General features: G+C 55.0%; 18 protein-coding genes. 3 read left to right on the top strand and 15 right to left on the bottom strand.

Features of this window, described 5'->3' with window-relative positions; translation table 11 throughout:
• Position 1: 1 nt before the first annotated feature.
• From glgA to AC07P6_RS02070, 10 genes are all read right to left on the bottom strand, one after another.
• A complete protein-coding gene (glgA, locus tag AC07P6_RS02115; RefSeq protein ID WP_142513338.1) occupies positions 2-1435 on the bottom strand; it encodes a glycogen synthase GlgA in 1434 nt (477 codons plus the stop codon).
• Positions 1435-2730, bottom strand: a complete 1296-nt coding sequence (gene glgC, locus AC07P6_RS02110) for a glucose-1-phosphate adenylyltransferase (RefSeq protein ID WP_182235148.1) — start codon at positions 2728-2730, stop codon at positions 1435-1437. The genes glgA and glgC overlap by 1 nt, the downstream gene beginning before the upstream one ends.
• A gap of 81 nt (positions 2731-2811) precedes the next feature.
• Positions 2812-4788 (bottom strand): glycogen debranching protein GlgX, encoded by a 1977-nt coding sequence (glgX, locus tag AC07P6_RS02105; RefSeq protein WP_478315569.1) that lies wholly within the window; start codon positions 4786-4788, stop codon positions 2812-2814.
• On the bottom strand, positions 4785-6971 hold the full coding sequence (gene glgB / locus AC07P6_RS02100; RefSeq protein WP_478315568.1) for a 1,4-alpha-glucan branching enzyme: 2187 nt from the start codon (positions 6969-6971) through the stop codon (positions 4785-4787). The genes glgX and glgB overlap by 4 nt, the downstream gene beginning before the upstream one ends.
• A 248-nt stretch (positions 6972-7219) precedes the next feature.
• Positions 7220-8326, bottom strand: a complete 1107-nt coding sequence (gene asd / locus AC07P6_RS02095; RefSeq protein WP_182235151.1) for an aspartate-semialdehyde dehydrogenase — start codon at positions 8324-8326, stop codon at positions 7220-7222.
• A 453-nt stretch (positions 8327-8779) separates the two neighbouring features.
• Positions 8780-10120, bottom strand: a complete 1341-nt coding sequence (gene gntU / locus AC07P6_RS02090; protein WP_478315567.1) for a gluconate transporter — start codon at positions 10118-10120, stop codon at positions 8780-8782.
• Entirely contained in the window at positions 10120-10650 is a 531-nt protein-coding gene (gene gntK, locus AC07P6_RS02085) for a gluconokinase (protein ID WP_110275063.1), read from the bottom strand. The genes gntU and gntK overlap by 1 nt, the downstream gene beginning before the upstream one ends.
• Before the next feature lie 181 nt (positions 10651-10831).
• Positions 10832-11827, bottom strand: a complete 996-nt coding sequence (gntR, locus tag AC07P6_RS02080; RefSeq protein ID WP_110274923.1) for a gluconate operon transcriptional repressor GntR — start codon at positions 11825-11827, stop codon at positions 10832-10834.
• Positions 11828-11940: 113 nt separating this feature from the next.
• Positions 11941-12636, bottom strand: a complete 696-nt coding sequence (locus tag AC07P6_RS02075; protein WP_110274922.1) for a pirin family protein — start codon at positions 12634-12636, stop codon at positions 11941-11943.
• A gap of 121 nt (positions 12637-12757) precedes the next feature.
• On the bottom strand, positions 12758-13795 hold the full coding sequence (locus tag AC07P6_RS02070; protein WP_434661267.1) for an oxidoreductase: 1038 nt from the start codon (positions 13793-13795) through the stop codon (positions 12758-12760).
• Positions 13796-14050: 255 nt separating this feature from the next.
• Between AC07P6_RS02070 and AC07P6_RS02065 the strand changes: the two genes are divergently transcribed.
• Together AC07P6_RS02065 and yhhY are read left to right on the top strand one after the other, a co-directional pair.
• Positions 14051-14710, top strand: a complete 660-nt coding sequence (locus tag AC07P6_RS02065) for a bactofilin family protein (protein WP_478315566.1) — start codon at positions 14051-14053, stop codon at positions 14708-14710.
• 260 nt (positions 14711-14970) lie between these two features.
• A complete protein-coding gene (gene yhhY, locus AC07P6_RS02060) occupies positions 14971-15450 on the top strand; it encodes an N-acetyltransferase (RefSeq protein WP_478316931.1) in 480 nt (159 codons plus the stop codon).
• A gap of 164 nt (positions 15451-15614) precedes the next feature.
• Here the strand turns inward: yhhY and ggt are convergent, their stop codons facing one another.
• A complete protein-coding gene (gene ggt / locus AC07P6_RS02055; RefSeq protein ID WP_478315564.1) occupies positions 15615-17357 on the bottom strand; it encodes a gamma-glutamyltransferase in 1743 nt (580 codons plus the stop codon).
• 121 nt (positions 17358-17478) lie between these two features.
• Here ggt and AC07P6_RS02050 point away from each other — a divergent pair, with 121 nt between their 5' ends.
• Positions 17479-17799 carry a DUF2756 family protein gene (locus AC07P6_RS02050; RefSeq protein WP_304253901.1) on the top strand — a complete coding sequence of 107 codons (321 nt, stop codon included), beginning with the start codon at positions 17479-17481 and terminating at the stop codon, positions 17797-17799.
• 17 nt (positions 17800-17816) lie between these two features.
• Here the strand turns inward: AC07P6_RS02050 and ugpQ are convergent, their stop codons facing one another.
• From ugpQ to ugpA, 4 genes are read right to left on the bottom strand one after another with little or no spacing between them, the layout of a single operon-like run.
• Positions 17817-18557, bottom strand: a complete 741-nt coding sequence (ugpQ, locus tag AC07P6_RS02045) for a glycerophosphodiester phosphodiesterase (RefSeq protein ID WP_478315563.1) — start codon at positions 18555-18557, stop codon at positions 17817-17819.
• A complete protein-coding gene (locus AC07P6_RS02040; RefSeq protein ID WP_478315562.1) occupies positions 18554-19624 on the bottom strand; it encodes a sn-glycerol-3-phosphate import ATP-binding protein UgpC in 1071 nt (356 codons plus the stop codon). Before AC07P6_RS02040 ends, ugpQ begins: the two co-directional genes overlap by 4 nt.
• Position 19625: 1 nt before the next feature.
• Entirely contained in the window at positions 19626-20471 is an 846-nt protein-coding gene (gene ugpE, locus AC07P6_RS02035; RefSeq protein ID WP_478315561.1) for a sn-glycerol-3-phosphate ABC transporter permease UgpE, read from the bottom strand.
• Positions 20468-21355: a sn-glycerol-3-phosphate ABC transporter permease UgpA gene (gene ugpA, locus AC07P6_RS02030; protein WP_434661264.1), complete on the bottom strand. Its 888-nt coding sequence runs from the start codon at positions 21353-21355 to the stop codon at positions 20468-20470. The genes ugpE and ugpA overlap by 4 nt, the downstream gene beginning before the upstream one ends.
• Between the last annotated feature and the right edge of the window lie 41 nt (positions 21356-21396).

Genomic DNA, 21396 nt, shown 5'->3' with positions numbered 1-21396 from the left:
GTTACAGCAAGCGCTGATAAAGTTCGCGGTAAGAATTTGCGGCAACCTGCCAGCTAAAATCCATATTCATCGCCTGACGCTGAACGTAGCGCCAGAGCGACGGGCGCGACCACAGAACGAATGTGCGTCGAATAGCCCTCAGTAACGACACGGCGTTACTATCTTCAAAAACAAACCCGGTGGCGAGACCGTCAGCAAGGTTTTCCAGCGAGCAGTCGGAAACGGTATCCGCCAGACCGCCCGTGCGCCGAACCAGCGGCAGCGTGCCGTACTTAAGGCCATACAGCTGAGTTAGACCGCACGGCTCAAAGCGGCTCGGCACCAGAATCACATCCGCGCCGCCCATAATGCGGTGCGAGAAGGCTTCATGGTAACCAATCTGCACGCCAACTTTGCCAGGATGCTCAGCGGCGGCGGCAAGGAATCCCTCTTGCAGCACCGGATCTCCGGCCCCCAGCAGCGCCAGTTGGCCTCCCTGCTCAAGCAGGCCCGGCAGCGCTTCCAGCACCAGGTCCAGCCCTTTCTGGCTGGTCAGTCGGCTGACAACAGCAAACAGCGGCGCTTTGTCATCCACCTTCAGCCCCATGGCGATTTGCAGCTGACGCTTATTCTCGGCCTTCTCTTCCAGACGATCGCGGTCATAGCGTGTGGCCAGCAGCAGATCGTTTTGCGGATTCCAGATTTTATCGTCAACACCATTGAGGATCCCTGACAGACGACCCTCATGCTGACGCTGGCGCAGCAAACCTTCCATTCCGTAGGCAAACTGCGGCTCGGTAATTTCGCGAGCATAGGTCGGGCTAACCGCCGTAATGTGGTCGGCATAATAAAGACCGGCTTTCAGGAAGGAGATCTGACCGTTAAATTCCAGACCATGAACGTTATAGAACGACCACGGCAGCTCAATGTCATTCATATGCCATGAGTAGAACATGCCCTGGTAGGCCAGGTTATGTACCGTAAAGACCGATTTAGCCGGATGGCCGCGCGCCGCCAGGTATGCAGGCGTCAGGCCCGCATGCCAGTCGTGGGCATGGACGACATCAGGACGCCAGAATGGGTCCAGGCCGCAGGCCATCTCGCTGCCCACCCAGCCCAGCAGCGCAAAGCGCAGCACGTTATCGGTATAAGCATGCTGATGGGTATCGTGGTAAGGGCTCCCTGGGCGATCGTAGAGATGTGGAGCATCAATCAAATAGATGCCCACGCCGTCAAAATGTCCGAACAGCAGGGTAACAGGACCGGCAAAGGTCTCCCGGCGAGTCACTACCTGCGCATCGGTAATACCGCGGCGGATATCAGGGAACGCGGGCAGCAGCACGCGGGTATCGATGCCCTGTGCAATTTGCGCCGCAGGCAGCGCGCCGATCACATCCGCCAGTCCACCGGTTTTTAACAGCGGGAACATCTCCGAACATACATGTAATACCTGCATTAGCGCTCCTGTGGGTACCCCAATTTCCGCAGCATGTCGCGGGTGACCAGCACGATACCTTCTTCCGAGCGGTAGAAACGACGTGCATCCTCTTCCGCATTTTCACCGACAACCATACCTTCCGGGATCACGCAGGCGCGGTCAATAATGCAGCGACGCAGGCGGCACGAACGGCCAACCCAAACCTCTGGCAACAAGACTGCCGAATCAATGTTACAGAATGAATTCACCCGCACGCGCGGGAACAGCACCGACTGAACGACCACGGAGCCGGAGATAATGCAGCCGCCGGATACCAATGAGTTCAGCGTCATTCCATGACTGCCTGAGCGGTCCTGGACGAATTTTGCTGGCGGCAAAGGTTCCATATGGGTGCGAATCGGCCAGTTCTGATCGTACATATCCAGTTCCGGCGTCACCGACGCCAAGTCGAGGTTGGCCTTCCAGTACGCTTCAAGGGTACCGACATCGCGCCAGTACGGCTCAGACTGCGGGTCTGACTGCACGCAGGAGAGCGGGAAAGGATGTGCATAAGCCATGCCAGCTTTGGTTATCTTTGGAATGATGTCTTTACCAAAGTCGTGACTGGAGTTCTCATCGCCATCATCTTCTTCCAGCAGCTCATAAAGGTAATCCGCATCAAAGATATAGATACCCATACTCGCCAACGATTTGCTCGCATCCCCCGGCATCGCCGGTGGGTTAGCCGGTTTTTCGACGAACTCGATAATCTTCTCGCTTTCGTCAACCGCCATCACGCCAAACGCCGGTGCTTCTTCAATGGGCACTGGCATACAGGCCACAGTGCAACGCGCCCCTTTTTCGACATGGTCGATCAGCATGCGTGAGTAGTCTTGCTTGTAAATATGGTCGCCCGCAAGGATCACCACATACTCCGCCTTATAGCGGCGGATGATGTCGAGGTTCTGCGTCACCGCATCCGCCGTGCCACGATACCAGTTTTCGCCCTGCATCCTTTGCTGAGCGGGCAGCAGGTCGACAAATTCGTTCATCTCTTCATTGAAGAACGACCAGCCGCGCTGGATATGCTGCACCAGAGTATGTGATTGATACTGGGTGATGACGCCGATGCGGCGAATACCTGAGTTAATACAGTTAGATAACGCAAAATCGATAATACGGAACTTACCGCCGAAATGGACAGCAGGTTTCGCACGTTTATTGGTTAAATCCTTCAGACGGGTACCACGTCCCCCGGCAAGGATCAGCGCAACAGATTTGATCGGCAACTGACGTGCCAGCATCAACGGATCGTTCTTTTCTACCCCAACCATAATTAACTCCTTTTTTACTCCCCAGCTTGCCTGCCCTTCTCGCCGCGCCGCCGCTTCGAGACCAACCGGAAGCCTCGAGGTTTACGACCTTTGAAATACGCACACTCCGTGCGCGGGCCCATGCCAGACAGCCATAATGACCGGATTATCCTCTCCGGCGAAAGGTGGAATGGCGCGCCATTCCCCCGCAGGTAAAACCATCTCCGCCACCTCAGGGGTAGCATTGAGCGTTATCAACCAGCGATCGGACAATATGATCTGCATACGCGGTGCACCATGCTGCCATTCATTGGCAGACAGCGGCTGCGCATTCTGGTTTAACCAACGAACACTGCCGTCACCCTCCTGCCACCAACGATTAGCGGTTAATGCCGCAATACGTCGGCGCAGATGAATCAGCGCGGCGGTGAACGCGGTCAGCCCGCGGTTCGTATGGTTCCAGTCCAGCCAGGTCAACGCATTGTCCTGACAATAAGCATTGTTGTTGCCATGCTGGCTGTGACCCTGTTCGTCACCCGCCAGCAGCATAGGCGTTCCTTGCGCCAGCAGCAGCGTCGCCAGGAGGGCGTGGACGCTGGCACGGCGCCGTTCAATCACAGCAAGATTCCCTTCTAATCCCTCTATACCATGATTGTTGCTGTAGTTATTGTTAGTCCCATCGCGATTCTCTTCGCCGTTTGCCTCATTATGTTTCTGATTGAAACAAACGCAGTCGCGAAGGGTAAAACCATCGTGCGCGGTGACCAGATTGACCGCTGCCGCAGGCTGCCGTCCATTGCGCTGAAAAACATCGCTGGAGGCAGCAAACCGCTGAGCGAAATCGCCCAACGAGACATTTTGTTGTAACCAGAAACGACGCGCGGTATCGCGGAAATGGTCGTTCCATTCAGCAAACAGCGGCGGAAAATTACCGACCTGATAGCCGCCGGGGCCAATATCCCAGGGTTCAGCGATCAGCTTCACTTCCGCCAGACGCGGGTCGTTACGGATAGCCTCAAACAACGGTGCATCCTGACGAAACTCCGGCATGCGGCCCATGACTGACGCCAGGTCAAAACGAAAACCATCAACGTGACACTCATCCACCCAAAAACGCAGACACTGACGGGCATACTCAACCACGCCCGGATGGCTGAGGTTGATGGTGTTCCCGCAGCCGGTCCAGTTGTGATAATCACCGTCTTCTCTGATCCAATAATAGCTACGGTTGTCGATTCCGCGCAGGGAGAAGGTCGGCCCTTCAAGATCTATTTCAGCGCTATGGTTCAGCACCACGTCGAGGATCACTTCAATGCCCGCGGCGTGCAGCGCTTTTACCGCATCGCGAAACTCATTGAGCGCCCGTTCCGGCTCGCTGGCATAGCGCGTATCAAGGGCGAAAATCGCCAATGGGTTATAGCCCCAGTAGTTGCTTAACCCCATCCGCTGGAGACGCGGCTCGCTGGCGAACTGCGCCACCGGCATTAACTCTAGTGCAGTAATACCCAGTGTGCGGAAGTAGTCGATCATCACCGGGTGACCCAAAGCCTTGTAAGTGCCGCGAATCGCCTCGGGTAGTTCAGGATGCAGGTACGTCAGCCCTTTGACGTGGGCTTCATAAAGGACCGTCTGACCCCACGGCGTGCGCGGCGGCTTATCACCGCGCCAGTCGTAATGCAGATCCACCACTCGCGATTTCGGCGCTATTACCGCGCTATCGCGGTTATCGGGGTCGCAATCGCCGCCATGAAGACGCTCATCATCAGGCAGCGCACCGTCAACCTGATGGCAGCAGGGATCGAGCAGCAGTTTCGCCGGGTTAAAGCGGTGCCCCTGCGCCGGATCCCACGGACCGTGGACGCGGTAGCCGTAGCGCAATCCCGGCCCGACATCAGCGAGCCAACCGTGCCAGATATCACCACTGCGTGTGGGCAGGTCGACACGCCGTTCGTTGCCCTGCTCATCGAACACACAGAGTTCCACCCGCTCCGCATGGGCGGAAAAGAGGGCGAAGTTCACTCCCTTACCGTCGTAGCAAGACCCCAACGGCGCGGGCTTTCCTGCCGTGAGCACGATCATTGTGCCTCCCGCACCAGCCACACCGTCGCCAGCGGCGGCAGCGTGATCGAGAGAGAGTATTCACGACCGTGGCTGGCAATCGCTTCGCTTTCAACAACCCCACAGTTACCTGTATTGCTGCCGTGGTAATGCATGGAGTCGGTATTCAACTCTTCACGCCATTTCCCCGGCTGGTTGATACCAAAACGGTATTCATGACGCGGCACCGGGGTAAAGTTGCTGGCCACGATGATTTCATTACCAGCCTTGTCACGACGGACAAAAATAAATACCGAGCGCTCATGATCGTCGACCACCAGCCATTCGAAGCCGTAAGAGTCAAAATCCAGCTCGTGCAATGCTTTATGGTGACGATAGGTATGGTTCAGGTCGCGCACGAGGCGCTGAACGCCGTGGTGCCAGTTATCACCGCCTTCCAGCAGGTGCCAGTCGAGGCTCCCGTCGTGATTCCACTCGCGTCCTTGTGCAAACTCATTGCCCATAAACAGCAGCTTTTTACCCGGGAAGGCAAACAGCCAGCCGTAGTAGGCACGCAGGTTGGCGAACTTCTGCCAGGCGTCACCCGGCATACGGTCAAGAATCGATTTTTTACCGTGCACCACTTCGTCGTGGGAGAGCGGCAACACAAAGTTCTCGGTATAGTTATAGAGCATGCCGAAAGTCATCTTGTCGTGATGATGGCGACGATGCACCGGATCTAACTTCATGTAATCAAGGGTGTCGTGCATCCAGCCAAGGTTCCACTTAAACCAAAAACCCAGACCACCATCAGATGAAGGGCGAGATACGCCAGCAAAATCGGTCGACTCTTCCGCCATCGTCACCGCGCCCGGCGTTTGTTCGCCCAGGACCCGGTTGGTGTTACGCAGGAACTCAATGGCTTCGAGGTTTTCCCGGCCGCCGAATTCGTTCGGCACCCACTCGCCCTCTTTGCGGCTGTAGTCGCGATAAATCATCGATGCCACCGCATCGACCCTCAGCGCATCAATGCCAAAGCGCTCAATCCAGTACAGCGCATTGCCAACCAGGAAATTGCTGACCTCGCGGCGACCGTAGTTGTAAATCAGCGTGTTCCAGTCCTGATGATAGCCTTCGCGCGGATCGCTATGTTCATACAACGAGGTGCCGTCAAACGACGCAAGGGCAAAATCATCCGATGGGAAATGACCCGGCACCCAGTCAAGGATGACGTTAAGGCCAGCAGCATGTGCGGCGTTGATAAAGTAGCGGAAATCTTCTCGGGTGCCGAAACGGCGGGTTGGCGCATATAGCCCGGTTGGCTGATAGCCCCAGCTACCGTCAAACGGATGTTCATTAACCGGCAGCAGCTCCAGATGGGTAAAGCCCATCCATTTGGCATACGGCACTAGCTGATCGGCCAACTCACGATAGCTCAGCCAGAAATTGTTATCGGTATGGCGACGCCAGGAGCCGAGATGGACTTCATAGATAGATATTGGCGCATCAAACCCGTTAGCCTGTTTACGCACCTGCGGCTGCTCAACTTTCTCCGGAAGCCCGCAGATAAGCGAAGCGCTGTCCGGGCGCATCTGCGCTTCAAAAGCGTAAGGGTCAGACTTCACCCGTAGCTTGCCGTGGGCATCAATAAGCTCGAATTTATACAGTTGGCCGTTCACGGCTCCGGGAACGAACAGCTCCCAGATGCCGGACTCTTTGCGCAGACGCATCGGGTGGCGGCGGCCGTCCCAGTAGTTAAACTGGCCGACGACGGAGACCCGGCGAGCGTTCGGTGCCCAAACTGAAAAACGCGTCCCAATGACGCCGTCCATGGTATCGGCGTGCGCACCCAGCGTTTCATAGGGGCGCAGATGCGTGCCTTCCGACAGCAGCCATACGTCCAGGTCCTGCAACAGAGGGCCGAAACGGTAGGGGTCGTCGATCAGGTTTTGCTGGTCATGCCAGGTCACGGCCAACTGATAGCGAAAAGGGTTTTTACGTCGCGGCAGAACGCCACTAAAGAAACCGCGCGAGTCAAGGCATTCAAGCTTGCCAACTTTGCGTCCGGTTTTCGGTTCAATGACCCACACATCGGTGGCGTCAGGTAATAATGCGCGAACTTCCAGCCCGGCTTCGGTGCAATGCATACCAAGTACGGAAAAAGGATCCGCAAAATGGCCAGCAATAAGCGCATTAATCACGTCCCTATCAATACGATTAGACATGGTTTCATCCTGTTGTAAGTGCCGCCTTTTCCTGCATCCGGCGACTTTTTTTGACCTGAACGGCGCAGCACAATGTGCATCCTCCTGCTCCGTCCCACCTTCAGGTAAGGAGACATCATTGCCCCTTACTTAAAGCATAGCCAAGGCTGCGTTACCTCCGTTGGGAAAAATCAAACATCCGCGTTTACTCCTTGTATTACGCAAAAAAAAGGGGTGTTCTATCACCCCTTTTTGCTCATCCTGTTTTTTTATGCCAGCTGTCGCAGCATGCGGCGTAGCGGTTCAGCTGCGCCCCACAAGAGCTGGTCACCGACGGTGAAGGCCGACAGATACTCAGGCCCCATGTTCAGTTTACGTAAGCGACCCACCGGGGTGGTCAAGGTGCCGGTCACGGCAGCTGGGGTCAGCTCACGCATGGTAATGTCACGATCGTTCGGTACCACTTTGGCCCACGGATTGTGCGCAGCCAGCAGTTCCTCAACGGTCGGGATTGAAACATCTTTTTTCAGCTTGATGGTGAACGCCTGGCTGTGACAACGCAGCGCGCCAACGCGAACGCACAGGCCGTCTACCGGAATCGCCGAAGCGGTCGCGAGGATTTTGTTGGTCTCCGCCTGGCCTTTCCACTCTTCGCGGCTCTGACCGTTATCCAGCTGTTTGTCGATCCAAGGGATCAGGCTGCCTGCCAGCGGTACGCCAAAGTTGTCCACCGCCAGCTCGCCGCTGCGGGTCAACGACGTCACTTTGCGTTCAATATCCAAAATGGCGGAAGCCGGGTTCGCCAGCTCTGTCGCGACATGGCTATGCAACTGCCCCATCTGAGTCAGCAGCTCGCGCATATGCCGCGCGCCGCCGCCGGAAGCCGCCTGGTAAGTCGCCACGCTGACCCACTCAACCAGATCCTGAGCAAACAGGCCGCCAAGGGACATCAGCATCAGGCTGACGGTACAGTTACCACCAACAAAGGTCTTCACACCGTTGTTCAAGCCAGCGGTGATAACGTCCTGGTTCACCGGGTCAAGAATGATAATCGCGTCATCTTTCATGCGCAGCGAAGAGGCCGCGTCAATCCAGTACCCCTGCCAGCCGCTTTCACGCAGCTTCGGGTAAATCTCGTTGGTGTAATCGCCGCCCTGACACGTGACAATAATGTCCAGCGCCTTCAGTGCTTCCAGGTCAAACGCATCCTGAAGCGTGCCACCGGTACTGCCACCAAAAGATGGAGCAGGCTGCCCCAACTGGGAGGTGGAGAAAAAAACAGGGCGAATGGCGTCAAAATCGCGCTCTTCAACCATGCGTTGCATCAGGACAGAGCCGACCATTCCGCGCCAGCCGATAAAACCAACATTTTTCATAACGTATTCCTGCGAGGTGTGTGCTGTTTGTGCCAAGCCAGTTTCCTACTGGTTAATCCCTCACATTACAAAATGCAGCTAAAGTCGCAAGTGAAATTAATCAATGATTGCCTGGCAATCAGTAACGCAACTAATTCTGCATCGTGGCTACCATCATTGGCATCCCGGAAAACTGTAATGATTATCAGGGTATTTGTATTGCGAAGGGAATATTTTCTCGCGCTATTTTATTGATCCGGATTATGGATCAGAGCGGAAATTCAGTAGCTTTAATCTTCCTGACAAAACCCGACAAACCCAGTGCTGGCGCGGGTTGATGATATCTGTGACGTTCGTCGTATTTCTCATCGTGGGGATTTAAGTGGGGGTAAAACGAAGGATTTCGAGTAAAAAAGTTGGGTGGGGAAATCTCACCCGGCGTCGCTTTGCTCAGCCGGGCATTATTTCTTACATTTAACTCAACAACGTGAACGCAATCATACCAACAATCGCGCCGACGGTGCCGAGGATGGTTTCCATCATCGTCCAGGTCTTCAGCGTTTGCGCTTCGGTCGCGCCGGTAAACTTACCGAACAGCCAGAAGCCCGCGTCGTTCACGTGGCTGACCACAATAGAGCCACCGGCGATACAGATAGAGAGCGCTGCCATCTGCGCGCCGCTGTAGTGCAACTGTTCGATAACCGGCATCACCAGGCCAACAGCCGTCAGGCAGGCGACGGTCGCGGAACCCTGAATAATACGCACCGCCGCAGCCAGCACGAAGCAGGTGATCGCAATCGGCAGACCCATGCCGGTCAGCGCTTCGCCCAGCGCCGGACCCACGCCCGAGTCAACCAGTACCTGTTTGAACACGCCGCCCGCGCCGATCACCAACAAGATAATGCCCGCAGGCTGGAGCGCATGGCCGCAAATCTCCATCACCCGGTCTTTCGCCATCCCCTGACGTACCGCCAGGCCATAGATAGCCACCAGGCAGGCAACCAGAATCGCAGTAAACGGATGGCCGATAAACTCAAACCATTCGTAGGCGGTAGAACCTTCCGGTACAAAGCGCGCGGCGATAGTTTTCAGGCCAACCAGCACTAACGGCAGCAGAATTAACGACAGGCTGAAGCCGAATGACGGCATTTTGCCTTCACCAAGGTGCGGCTCGCTAATATCATCAGGGATGTGCAGCTCAACGTAGCGGCTAATAAAATTGCCCCACAGCGGCCCGGCAATGATCATCCCCGGAATTGCCGCGCACAGGCCAATCAGGATCATCCAGCCAAAGTCGGCGTGCATCTGCGAAGCCAGCAGCATCGGCGCAGGCCCCGGCAGAAGAAATGCCGCAGCAGCAGCCACCCCGGCAAACAGCGGGATCACCAGCTTCACAAGGTTGGTACCGGTATGGCGCGCCATCGAGAAGGCCACGCTAATCAACAGAACAATCGCGACTTCAAAAAACAGCGGCAACGCGCAGATAAGCCCGGCCAGGCCAATCGCATAATGAGCGCGGCTGTGACCGAAAGATTTCAGCATCTTGACGGCAATCTGGTCGACCGCGCCGGTTTCATGCAGGATTTTACCGAACATTGCCCCTAACGCGACGACGATTGCCAGAAAGCCCAGCGTGCCGCCCATGCCTTTTTCCATCGTCGCCGCGATTTTATCCAACGGCATTCTGGAAAAAAGACCTGCTCCAATAGAAACCACCATCAAAGCCACGAAGGCATGCATACGCGCCTTCATGACTAAAAACAGCAGCAGCAAAACGGAGCCGACTGCTGTTAAAACAAGCGTTAATGTACTCACTAGTTACTGCCTTTGTTGATCACCTCAATGGTGCTGGCGACCACGCCTTCCAATGACTGGTCGATATCGACGATTAAAACATCGCTTTCTTCTGTGCCCGGTTCTTGCAGCGTTTCAAACTGCGTCACCAGCATCTGGGTTTTAAAGAAGTGGCCTTTGCGCGCCTTCAGGCGTTTTTCAATTACCTCGAAATCGCCTTTCAGGTAGATAAAGGAGAGGTTCGGGTTACCTTTGCGCAGGATGTCGCGGTAGCTCTTTTTCAGCGCAGAACAGACAATCAGCGACACTTTGTTGGTACGCTGCATGGCGAATGCGGCATCGTTCAATGCCTGCAGCCACGGGGTGCGGTCGTCATCGTTTAACGGTTCGCCCGAAGCCATCTTGTTGATGTTGCTGCGCGGATGCAGAAAGTCGCCGTCGAGAAACGCGGCATGCAGTTGATGCGCCACTTCGCTGGCGACGGCGGATTTACCACTGCCGGAAACGCCCATCAGGACATAGATGTGGTGATCATGGTTAGTCGTGCTCAAAGCTTCCTCCCACTGGACACATACGCGCAGCCTGGCTGCTTTAAAAGGCATGAAATGCTCGCGTACAGATTAATTGTTACGGGTAACTGTTATCGGTAACATTGTCATGCCGGACTTGTGGAGAAGCAATAACCATTCGTGCCAGATGTGAATATGTGTGATCTACTTCAAATTTGTCAGTTTAAATAGATCCACCCGGTGACAATGTGAAACCTAAATCTAACATCTTAGGCGTCACTACTTCACCGCGAATGCGTGCCAGCAGACGTTCAGCGCCAATACGCCCCATACGCTCACGCGGCGTGAGAACGCTGGCCAGACGCGGCTCCATCACCTGGCCGATATCATGACCGTGGAAACCGGCAATCGCCATATCATCAGGGATTTTCAGCCCCAGGCGCTGGCACTCGAACGCCGCGCCAACCGCCAGGTCGTCGTTAGTGCAGAAGATACCGTCGAGCTGCGGATATTCGCGACGCGCCTGGCGCATCAGCTCAATTCCCGATGAAAAAGAGGAAGACTGTTCGACCATCACGCTGTAGGGCATCATCCCGGCATCAAGCATCGCCTGCTCATACCCCTTCTGTTTGATGATAGTACGTTCGTCGAGACGTGCGCCAAGATAGGCAACGTGGCGGTGGCCGTGATTGATGATCGCCGCGGTCATCTGCCGGGCCGCTTCGAAGTTATCAAAGCCGACGGCAATATCGAGGCACGGCGACTGGCTGTCCATCAGTTCGACAACCGGGATCCCGGCCACTTCAATCATTTTCAGCGTGCGCGGCGTATGGCTACGTTCGGTGAGGATCAGGCCATCGATGTTCCAGGAGAGCATCGATTCCAGGCGTTTTTCTTCCATTTCCGGCTTATAGCCGTAGTGCGCTAGCATGGTCTGATAACCAAAAGCGTCAGTAACGCTTTCAATACCACGCAACACTTCCGAAAAGACCTGGTTGGTTAACGAGGGCAGCAGCACGCCAATGGCGCGACTGGTGGCATTAGAGAGGATGTCAGGGGCGCGATTTGGAATATAACCCAGTTCATCGAGAGCAACGGCTATCTTGCCACGCAGCGCCTCGGAAACCTGTTCCGGGTTACGTAGATAGCGACTGACCGTCATTTTGGTCACGCCGACAAGATCGGCTACATCCTGAAGTACGGGTCTTTTCTTTTTCATCGTCCTGACTGTGATAAATGGGAAACATTTTCTCAGTTTATCACGGACAAAGCGCAACCTTCCCGGATGTTTGGGAAGGGTGCGCAATTTATTTAGACTTCTTTAGAAATGAATCATACCGGCGGCAGATCGAACAGCAGTATCTCACTATCGCTATCGGCGTGTACGGAAATCGCCTGCTCATCCCAAATCGCCAGACCATCGCTGGTGGTCGCTTTGGTCCCATTAATGGTCACTTCGCCTTTCACTACCTGAATCCACACGCGACGTTCGGCGGCAATCTGATGCACTGACTGCTCATCTTTCAGCAGCGCCCAACGGTACAACTCCATATCCTGAAACACTTTCAGCGAGCCATCACGTGCATCCGGTGACAACACCAGTTGTTTGCCCTGCGCGGCGTCAAAGCGACGTTGCTCGTAACGCGGGGTGATGCCATTTTTTTCCGGCATGATCCAGATCTGATACAGGTGCAGTTTATCGGTGTCGCTCGGGTTGTACTCAGAGTGACGGATCCCGGTGCCTGCGCTCATAATCTGGAACTCACCCGCCGGAACCTGCTCTTTGTTACCCATGCTGTCCTGGTGTTCAACCGCGCCTTCCAGCACATAGGTCAGGATTTCCATGTCTTTATGCGGATGGGTACCGAAACCCTGGCCTGCATCAATCACGTCATCATTGATAACCCGCAGCGCCGAGAAGCCCATAAAGTTCGGGTCGTAATAGTTAGCAAAAGAGAAAGTATGCCAGGAATCCAGCCAGCCGTGGTTAGCGTGGCCGCGTTCGTTAGCTTTGCGTAAAAAGATCATGTTGCACCCCCGTATGTTTTCGATGGATTAAGTGTGGACCCAATCCCCAAACGATCATAGAGGGTGAAAATTGACTCCTCTGTTCAAAAAATATGAACGAGTACAGAGGAGCCATCGTGGCTTATCTGGCGAGGGTTATGGTTGAGGGTGATGGCTGTTCAAAGCCGCGTTCAAGGATCTCCATATTGGTGAGAGCTTCAGATTCCTTGACGAAATTCGGCTGGCCGCTAACGATTGTGTCATACAGCGAATCATAGACGCGGCCATAGTCGCCGGTTTCAACCGGAATCTCTTCCCGCACGGTTTCACCCGCCTCATTGACGTACTCCAGCAGGCCGAGCGTGTCGTCCGCGCCGAATCCCGGCTCGCCCGGCATAATGTTGGCCTTGAGGCTGGTCTCCTGCTGGTCAATTCCGTATTTGATAAACGAACCTTTGTGGCCGTGAACGATGAATTTTGGATAGGGCAATTTCACCAGATGGCTGGTTTTGACGACCGCCTTCAGGTTGCCGTAGAACAACTGGGCCTCAAAAGTATCGTCCGGATTGGCCTGGTTGCGCACGCTACGAATGTCATACGACACGTGATCCGGACGGCCAAACAGAGAGATAATTTGGTCCATGGTATGGACGCCCAGGCCGTAGAACGCGCCGTCCTGCGGCAGTCCGGGTTTCCCCCCATCCACCGGGCGATAGTTGTCGAAGTGGCTTTCAATCTCGACAATTTCACCGAGTTTTCCACTCTCGATAACCTTTTTGGTGGTCAGGAAGCAGGAGTCAAAGCGGCGATTCTGGTAAGGCGTGACCGTCAGCCCTTTGCTTTTCGCCAGCGAAAATAGCGCCTTCGCCTCTTCCAGAGTTGGGGTGAAAGGCTTTTCGACCAGCACGTTTTTGCCCGCCTCCAGCGCCCGTTTCGCATACTCAAAGTGGCTGTCAGCATGGGTACAGACAATCACCAACTTGACCTGCGGGTCATTAAGTATCTCATCAAGGTCGCTGGTGAAATGGATATGTGAATACTGCGGCGACTGCTCCTCCGGCTTTGCGCTGCGGCGGAAGATATGCGCCACATGCCAGCGGTCTTTACGGTGCAGTACATAGGGAAGATGGTAGCGGGTGGTGCTTTTGCCAAATCCAATAAATGCGCAGTGCAAAGTCATAACGCTGTCCTTAGTTAAGGTCTCTGCTATTAACCATAGCGCAAGCTGGTAGCGAACTTAACCCTCTATTTAGCGTAGCAAATTCTTAAATGTTAAATTTATCGATCAAATTCATTGACCCCACTGATTAAATTACGGATAAGAGGAATTCTCGGGAAAAGAACATTTTTTATCCAGAACGTTCGCGGGCATGACGCCACTTCGCGCTCACCCTTTCCCAAATACGATGACTAAAGGAGTAGCCATCTCATTCGCATGGAAAGCAAGTATATCGCCTTAAACAGCGCCCTTCTCTTCTGGCTGCTTGGCCTGATGGCCTGGTGCTTTGAGTCTACGTACATAGCCTTACTATCAGGTTCTTTCTCTCTGTCATCCTTCGTTTTTCATTTTCAATATCATCGGGTTAACCATATGTTTAAAAAGAATAAAACTACCGAAGCTACGCCACCAGCAGTGAGTACGCCAGCCCCCGTCACTACACCCCCGCAAACCGTGATAAAAAAGCCTGCCGCCACGATTATCGCCAGCGGCATCCGCTTTGAAGGAAATATCATTGCGGAAGGAGATGTTGATATTTACGGTACCGTAAATGGCAATATCGACGCTAAAGACAGCCAAATAAAGATTATGACCGGCGGCCTGGTCGAGGGGAATATCCTCTGTCGAGAGCTGATTATTGACGGCGGCGTCATCGGCCAGTGCAACAGCGACACCATTGAAATCGACAAGAACGGCAAAATCACCGGCACGTTAGCCTACCGCACGCTGGCTATCAAAAAAGGCAGCGTTTTTTCAGGCCAGGCAGAAGTACTGCCGCCACTCACAGAAAAGAGCAACGTCGTGGGGTTTATCACTGATACCACTGCGGAAATCAAAGATAAGGCTGAGATACAAAGCGCAGAGGTTGCACAGTAGCCCTCTTCCGGGAGTTGGCTGAAAAAAGAGCAAAAAAAAGCCAGCACCCGGCTGGCTAAAGTAATACTGGAAGCAATGTGAGCAATGTCGTGCTTTCAGGCTTTCCGCAAGGGTCTTCCTGAATGCAGGACAATAATAATCATTCTCATTCGCACTTGTCTACTCCTTTTTGCAAAAAATAGTCGTTGACGCATTTTTTAAAGTCAGTGATGTTTAAAGGGACTTTTAGCCAACTAAGGAAATGAAGAATGAGTGACATAGTGATACGCCATGCCGAGCCACGCGATGCTGAACCTTTACGCCAGCTGACTTCGCATCCGGAGGTCTATCACGACACGTTACAGCTACCTCATCCTTCTATGGAAATGTGGCAGGAGCGCCTGCTACCGAAACCCGGTAGCCGTCATCTGGTCGCCACCATCGATGAACAGGTTGTCGGCCACCTCAGGCTGAGCGTCGAGCCTAATCCTCGTCGCAGCCACGTGGCGACCTTCGGCGTTAGCGTTGCGTCGCAGGCACACGGTCGCGGCGTAGGCAGCGCGCTGATGCGTGAAATGATTAATCTGTGTGATAACTGGCTACGCGTCGAACGCATCGAGTTAACCGTATTTACGGACAACCCATCCGCGATGGCGCTTTACCGCAAATTTGGCTTTATTGTGGAAGGGACCGGCAAGAGATATGCCCTGCGCAACGGCGAGTATGTGGATGCGTACTTTATGGCGCGGCTGAAGGGGTGACCCTCACCCTAACCCTCTCCCTAAAAGGAGAGGGGACCGTTTCGAGCTGTAGTTTAGATCGCATACAGCCCTGCCTCTCCCACAGAGCACCATAGCTAAGATCGCACACAGGCCCCGCTGTCCCCCACTCCCTTCCAAGGTGTACAGTCCGGGTGAGGGTGAAACTAATACCCTGCCGTTAAATCATCTGGCGAACGCGGATCGGATGCGCCATACAGCGTGCCATCCGGGCCGACCATAATACTTTGGGTGCTGCCCATCGCCTCCTTCAACGCCACTTTCTGTCCTTTTCCCTCCAGCAGCTTCAGCGTATCCGGGCTAAACCCCTTCTCCACCCGCAGCTCATCCGGCAACCATTGATGATGGAAGCGCGGAGCATTGGTAGCTTCTGCGACGTTCATACCGAAATCGATGGTATTCACCACCATTTGCAGCACGGTGGTGATAATACGGCTGCCGCCGGGGCTGCCGGTCACCAGCCAGGTTTTGCCATCTTTCACCACGATGGTCGGCGACATCGACGACAGCGGACGCTTTTTCGGCTCGACGGCGTTGGCATCGCCGCCCACCAGCCCGTAAACGTTCGGCACGCCGGGTTTCGCAGAGAAGTCATCCATCTGATTATTCAACAAAATGCCTGAGTTCCCCGCCACGATACCGGTACCAAAGGTCGTATTCAGCGTATAGGTGACCGCAACGGCGTTACCGTCTTTATCCACCACCGAGAAATGGGTGGTTTGATTGCTTTCATACGGCGCCAGCTTGCCGGGGCGAATCTGGCTCGACGGTTTCGCTTTATTCACGTCGATCTGTTCGGCAATCGATTTGGCGTACGCTTTGCTGGTTAGCGCCTGCCACGGCACTTTGACGAAGTCCGGGTCACCAAGGTATTCCGATCGGTCGGCATAGGCATGTTTTTCCGCTTCCGCCATTACCTGCATGGCGTCGGCGCTGCCGAAGCCGTACTTATGCATATCGAAATTTTCCAGGATATTGAGGATCTGTACGATGTGAATGCCCCCGGATGAAGGCGGCGGCATTGAGAAGACCTGGTAGCCGCGATATTCGCCGCTAATTGGCGTGCGCTCGACCGCTTTGTAATTTGCCAGATCCGCTTTGGTGATAAGCCCGCCGTTATTCTTCATTTCTCCGGCAATCTGGTCGGCAATCACGCCTTTATAGAAGGCATCTGGCCCCAGCTCGGCAATCAGTTCCAGGCTTTTGCCCAGCTGTTTTTGCACCAGTTTATCGCCCTTTTTCAGCGGCTCGCCGTTTTTCCAGAAGATGGCCCGGCTGTTGGCGTGCTCGGGGATCACTTCGCTACCGTAGGTTTTCAGGTCATCGGCCAGCGCATCGTTGACGATGAAGCCCTCTTCCGCCAGCTTAATCGCCGGATGAATAACCTTGTTCAGCGGCATCGTGCCGTATTTTTCCAGCGCGAGGGAGAAACCCGCAACCGTGCCCGGCGTGCCGGAGGCCAGATGCGATGTCAGCGATTTTTTGCTGTCCGGGTTACCCTGATCGTCGAGAAACATATCGCGGGTGGCCTGCTCGGGGGCCATCTCACGAAAATCGATCGCCGTCGTATTACCGTCTTTGGTACGCAGCATCATAAAGCCGCCACCGCCAATATTACCGGCCTGTGGGTGCGTCACCGCCAGCGCGTAACCCACCGCCACGGCGGCATCCACCGCATTGCCGCCCTGACGCAGAATATCCACGCCGACGTTGGTTGCCAGCGCATCCACCGAGGCCACCATCCCCTGCTGTGCGCGAACCGGGTGAAAAACATCTTCCTCGACACCATAAGATACCGGAGGCGGAGCGGGATTTGCCGCGACGGTAAAACTGCCGCCCGCCAGCAAAGCAGCGATGACCACCTGACGCCAGCGCGTTGTTTTTATCATTGTCATACTCCTGAATATGTTTTTATTTACACATAATCCTGGATGATAAGTCTTAAAAAATCATTGTTATGCCGGAAAGGGGGTAAACTTAACTCATGCCACTCACGTGGAGGAGAGAATAATGAAAGCACTTTTATTTCTGGCGGCGCTGCTGCCTTTGAGCGCTTTAGCACAACCGCTCAACGTCGATAACAATCCCAACCAGCCGGGGTACGTGGTGCCCAGCCAGCAGCGGATGCAAAACCAGATGCAGAACCAGCAGATGCAGCAGCAAAACAAGCTGAAACAGGATATTCAGAACCAGTCGCGCACGCAGCAGCAGCATTTACAGACGCAGTTGAATAACAATCAGCAGCGGGTACAGCAGAATAACAACTTGAATCGTCAGCAGCCTCTGCCGAACAATAACGGTGGGATGTTGCAGCGGCAGACGACCCCATAAGGGCCGCCTGTCACAGATTACGCCGGGAAGTTGGGACCGATAACGTCAATCGCATCGGTGCAGATGCAATCCACGCCCCAACGCAGCAGCTCGGCGGCGCGCTGGGGTTTGTTTACGGTATACACGAGGATGTGCAGGCCCGCATCTTTCAGGCTCGCCACGCGCGCTTCATCCAGCAGTTTATGATTAAGATGGATTGAGACGCAGCCCAGACGCGTGGTCAGTTCGCGCCAGTCATCCCGCCATTCATCCAGCAGCAGCCCGCGCGGCAGTTCAGGCGCAGCTTCTTGTGCCGCTTCCAGAGCATCGATTTCAAACGACGAAAGCAGCGGCGGAGTCATTCCCTGCCAGAATTCACGGGCCGCCAGCGCCACCATTTTACCGGTCAACGGGCCGGTGCCAGTAGTAGGCTTAATTTCGATATTCGCCATCATGCCGTGCTGACGGCAGCGCTCGGCCACTTCAATCAGCAGCGGCAACGGTTCACCTTTGAACTCACCGCTATACCAGCTTCCGGCGTCCACTTTCAGCAGATCCTGCCATGCCAGTTCGCCCGCCACGCCCCAGCCGTTACTGGTCCGTTCGAGGTTGTCATCGTGGAGTAAAAAAATCAGCCCATCTTTCGATAACTTAGCGTCAAACTCAATCATCGTATGACCGTAGCGAGCGCCGGTATCGATAGCCGCGAGGGTATTTTCCGGAGCCAGTTTACCGCCGCCCCGGTGGGCGACGATATGAGGATAAGGCCAGTGACTCATGCGCGTTGTCCTGTTTCACTATCAAAAAGATGCAGATCCCCCGGCGGCAGATGTAGCCACAGAGTGCAGCCCGCCCGTGGACGCTGCAGATGCGACAGCCTGACCACCAGCTTCTGTTCGCCCCAGCGCCCGTGGGCGAGGTTATCGGCACCTAAAATTTCCAGCGTATCCATCACCAGCGGTACGCCACCTTCCGCCTGCGAGCTTAATGCAAAATGTTCCGGGCGGATACCGAGCGTCATCTTACGCCCGGCGTAGCGGCGATGCTCGCTGTTCATTGGCAAAAGCATTCCGTCCTCAAGCTCAAAGCGGCTACCGTCATCGCTGACCCGCCCTTTCAGTAGGTTCATTGCCGGGCTACCGATAAAGCTCGCCACAAAGAGGCTGGCCGGTTTTTCGTACACTTCAATCGGCGTGCCTATCTGTTCGGCAATCCCCTTATTCATCACCATCACCCGCTGAGCGAGGGTCATCGCTTCGACCTGATCGTGAGTGACGTACAGCGAAGTGGTTTTCAGACGGCGATGCAGCTGTTGCAGCTCAAGGCGCATCTGTACGCGCAGCTTGGCATCGAGGTTGGAGAGCGGCTCATCAAACAGGAATACCGCCGGGTCACGAACGATGGCTCGCCCCATCGCCACGCGCTGGCGCTGGCCGCCGGAAAGCTCGCGTGGACGGCGCTTTAGCAAACCGTCCAGCTCCAGAATTCTTGCCGCTTCCTGCACGCGCTCGGCAATTAATCCCTTGCCCATGCCGCGAATCTTCAAGCCCCAGGCCATGTTCTCTTCCACACTCATATGCGGGTAGAGGGCGTAGTTCTGGAACACCATCGCGATACCGCGATCTTTCGGCTCCATTTCAGTAACGCGCTTGCGGTCAATCCAGATATCGCCGCTGGTCACTCTCTCAAGCCCCGCCACCATCCTAAGCAACGTTGATTTCCCGCAGCCCGATGGGCCGACCATCACGATAAATTCTCCGTCCGCCACGTCCAGCGTTAACGGTTGAATGACCTGGGTTTTGCCATCCCAGCTTTTCGTTACTGCCTGTAGTTTTAAACCAGCCATTTTATTTCTCACTATCGACCAGGCCACGCACAAACGCGCGCTGCATGGCTAAAACGATGACAACCGGGGGAATCAGCGTGAGCAGCATCGCCGCCATCACCTGGTTCCACTGCGTAGTGCCTTCGCCGGTGGCAATCATGCCTTTAATGCCGGCGACGGCGGTGCCAAGATTCACATCCTGAATAATCAGCAGCGGCCACAGGTACTGGTTCCAGCCGTAGATAAAGGTGATAACGAACAGCGCCGCCAGATTGGTTTTCGACAACGGCAGCACGATATCGCGAAAGAAGCGCATCGGTGACGCGCCGTCGATACGCGCGGCCTCAATCAGCTCGTCCGGTAACGTCATAAAGAACTGGCGGAACAGGAAGGTGGCGGTGGCCGAAGCCATCAACGGCAGCGTTAGCCCGGCGTAGCTATCGAGCATTTTCAGGTTGGCGATGACTTCCACGGTCGGGAAAATACGCACTTCAACCGGCAGCATCAGAGTGATGAAAATCATCCAGAAGAACAGGTTACGCAGCGGAAAGCGGAACCAGACGATGGCGAAAGCGGAGAGCATTGATACCGCGATTTTGCCCACCGTGATGCCGAAGGCCATAATGAAGCTGTTGAGCATCATCAGCCAGAACGGCGCGCTGTTGGCCCCGACGCCGTTCACCCAGATGGTTTTCATGTTGTCGAGCAGGTGCCTGCCGGGGATCAAGGTCATCGGCGTTTCAAAGACCGCTTTGCTATCCAGCGTCGCCGCAACAAAGGCGACATACAGCGGGAACAGGATTACCGCGATGCCTAAAATCAACATGGTGTGGCTGAAAATCGTCAGCCCGCGACGGTTCTCAATCATTGGTAGCGCACCTTACTTTCAACGTAGCGGAACTGCACCACCGTCAGAATAATGACGAGGAACATCAGCACTACCGACTGGGCGGCGGAAGCCGAAAGGTCGAGCCCGGCAAAACCCTCACGGTAGATTTTATAAATCAGCGTTGTCGTTGCCTGTACCGGCCCGCCGCCGGTTGCGGCATCGATAACCGGGAAAGTATCAAAAAAGGCGTACACCAGGTTCACCACCAGCAGGAAGAAACTCACCGGGGCGATCAGCGGCAGCGCCAGCTTGAAGAAGCGGCGAACTGGCCCGGCGCCATCAATCGCGGCGGCTTCCACCAGCGAACGCGGGATAGATTGCAGCGCGGCGAAGAAGAATAGAAAGTTGTAACTAATCTGCTTCCATACCGAGGCGAAAACCACGAGGAACATCGCCTGTCCGCTGTTCTGCGCGTGGTTCCAGTCGTAACCAAGCTCGCCGAGAAAATGGGTAATTAGCCCGCGCCCGGGGTTGAACAGGAAGATCCACAGCACGGCGGCCACCGCAGGCGCAACGGCATAAGGCAGCAGCATTAGCGTTTGGTAGAAACGGCTGCCGCGCACCACGTAATCCACCAGCGCGGCAAAAAATAGCGAGATCAACAGGCCGCTGAAGGTGACCATCGTGCTGAACTTGATCGTGGTCCAGAACGAATCAAGATAGTACGGGTCGTGGAATAGCATCAGGAAGTTATCCAGACCAACAAACTGGCTGGAGAGCCCAAAAGGATCGACGCTCTGTAGCGAATACCACAGCGCTTCGCCCGCAGGCCAGATAAAGAAGATAACGGTGATGACCAACTGTGGCGCAACTAATGCGTAGGGCAGCCAGCGGGATTTAAACACCGGACGGGATGAGGACATAGTTAAACTCTGCGTTGGTTTCCCCTCACCCCGGCCCTCTC

This window comes from Klebsiella sp. GFKo11, from assembly GCF_056490265.1.
The sequence above is the reverse complement of the archived record's forward strand: the minus strand, read 5'-3'. Positions and strand labels throughout refer to the sequence as shown.

Bases quoted from the DNA above. Each gene is read 5' to 3' on its own strand.
- glgA (WP_142513338.1), bottom strand. From the start codon at position 1,435: ATGCAGGTATTACATGTATGTTCGGAGATGTTCCCGCTGTTAAAAACC.
- glgC (WP_182235148.1), bottom strand. From the start codon at position 2,730: ATGGTTGGGGTAGAAAAGAACGATCCGTTGATGCTGGCACGTCAGTTG.
- glgX (WP_478315569.1), bottom strand. From the start codon at position 4,788: ATGATCGTGCTCACGGCAGGAAAGCCCGCGCCGTTGGGGTCTTGCTAC.
- glgB (WP_478315568.1), bottom strand. From the start codon at position 6,971: ATGTCTAATCGTATTGATAGGGACGTGATTAATGCGCTTATTGCTGGC.
- asd (WP_182235151.1), bottom strand. From the start codon at position 8,326: ATGAAAAATGTTGGTTTTATCGGCTGGCGCGGAATGGTCGGCTCTGTC.
- gntR (WP_110274923.1), bottom strand. From the start codon at position 11,827: ATGAAAAAGAAAAGACCCGTACTTCAGGATGTAGCCGATCTTGTCGGC.
- AC07P6_RS02075 (WP_110274922.1), bottom strand. From the start codon at position 12,636: ATGATCTTTTTACGCAAAGCTAACGAACGCGGCCACGCTAACCACGGC.
- AC07P6_RS02070 (WP_434661267.1), bottom strand. From the start codon at position 13,795: ATGACTTTGCACTGCGCATTTATTGGATTTGGCAAAAGCACCACCCGC.
- AC07P6_RS02065 (WP_478315566.1), top strand. From the start codon at position 14,051: ATGGAAAGCAAGTATATCGCCTTAAACAGCGCCCTTCTCTTCTGGCTG.
- ggt (WP_478315564.1), bottom strand. From the start codon at position 17,357: ATGATAAAAACAACGCGCTGGCGTCAGGTGGTCATCGCTGCTTTGCTG.
- AC07P6_RS02050 (WP_304253901.1), top strand. From the start codon at position 17,479: ATGAAAGCACTTTTATTTCTGGCGGCGCTGCTGCCTTTGAGCGCTTTA.
- ugpQ (WP_478315563.1), bottom strand. From the start codon at position 18,557: ATGAGTCACTGGCCTTATCCTCATATCGTCGCCCACCGGGGCGGCGGT.
- AC07P6_RS02040 (WP_478315562.1), bottom strand. From the start codon at position 19,624: ATGGCTGGTTTAAAACTACAGGCAGTAACGAAAAGCTGGGATGGCAAA.
- ugpE (WP_478315561.1), bottom strand. From the start codon at position 20,471: ATGATTGAGAACCGTCGCGGGCTGACGATTTTCAGCCACACCATGTTG.
- ugpA (WP_434661264.1), bottom strand. From the start codon at position 21,355: ATGTCCTCATCCCGTCCGGTGTTTAAATCCCGCTGGCTGCCCTACGCA.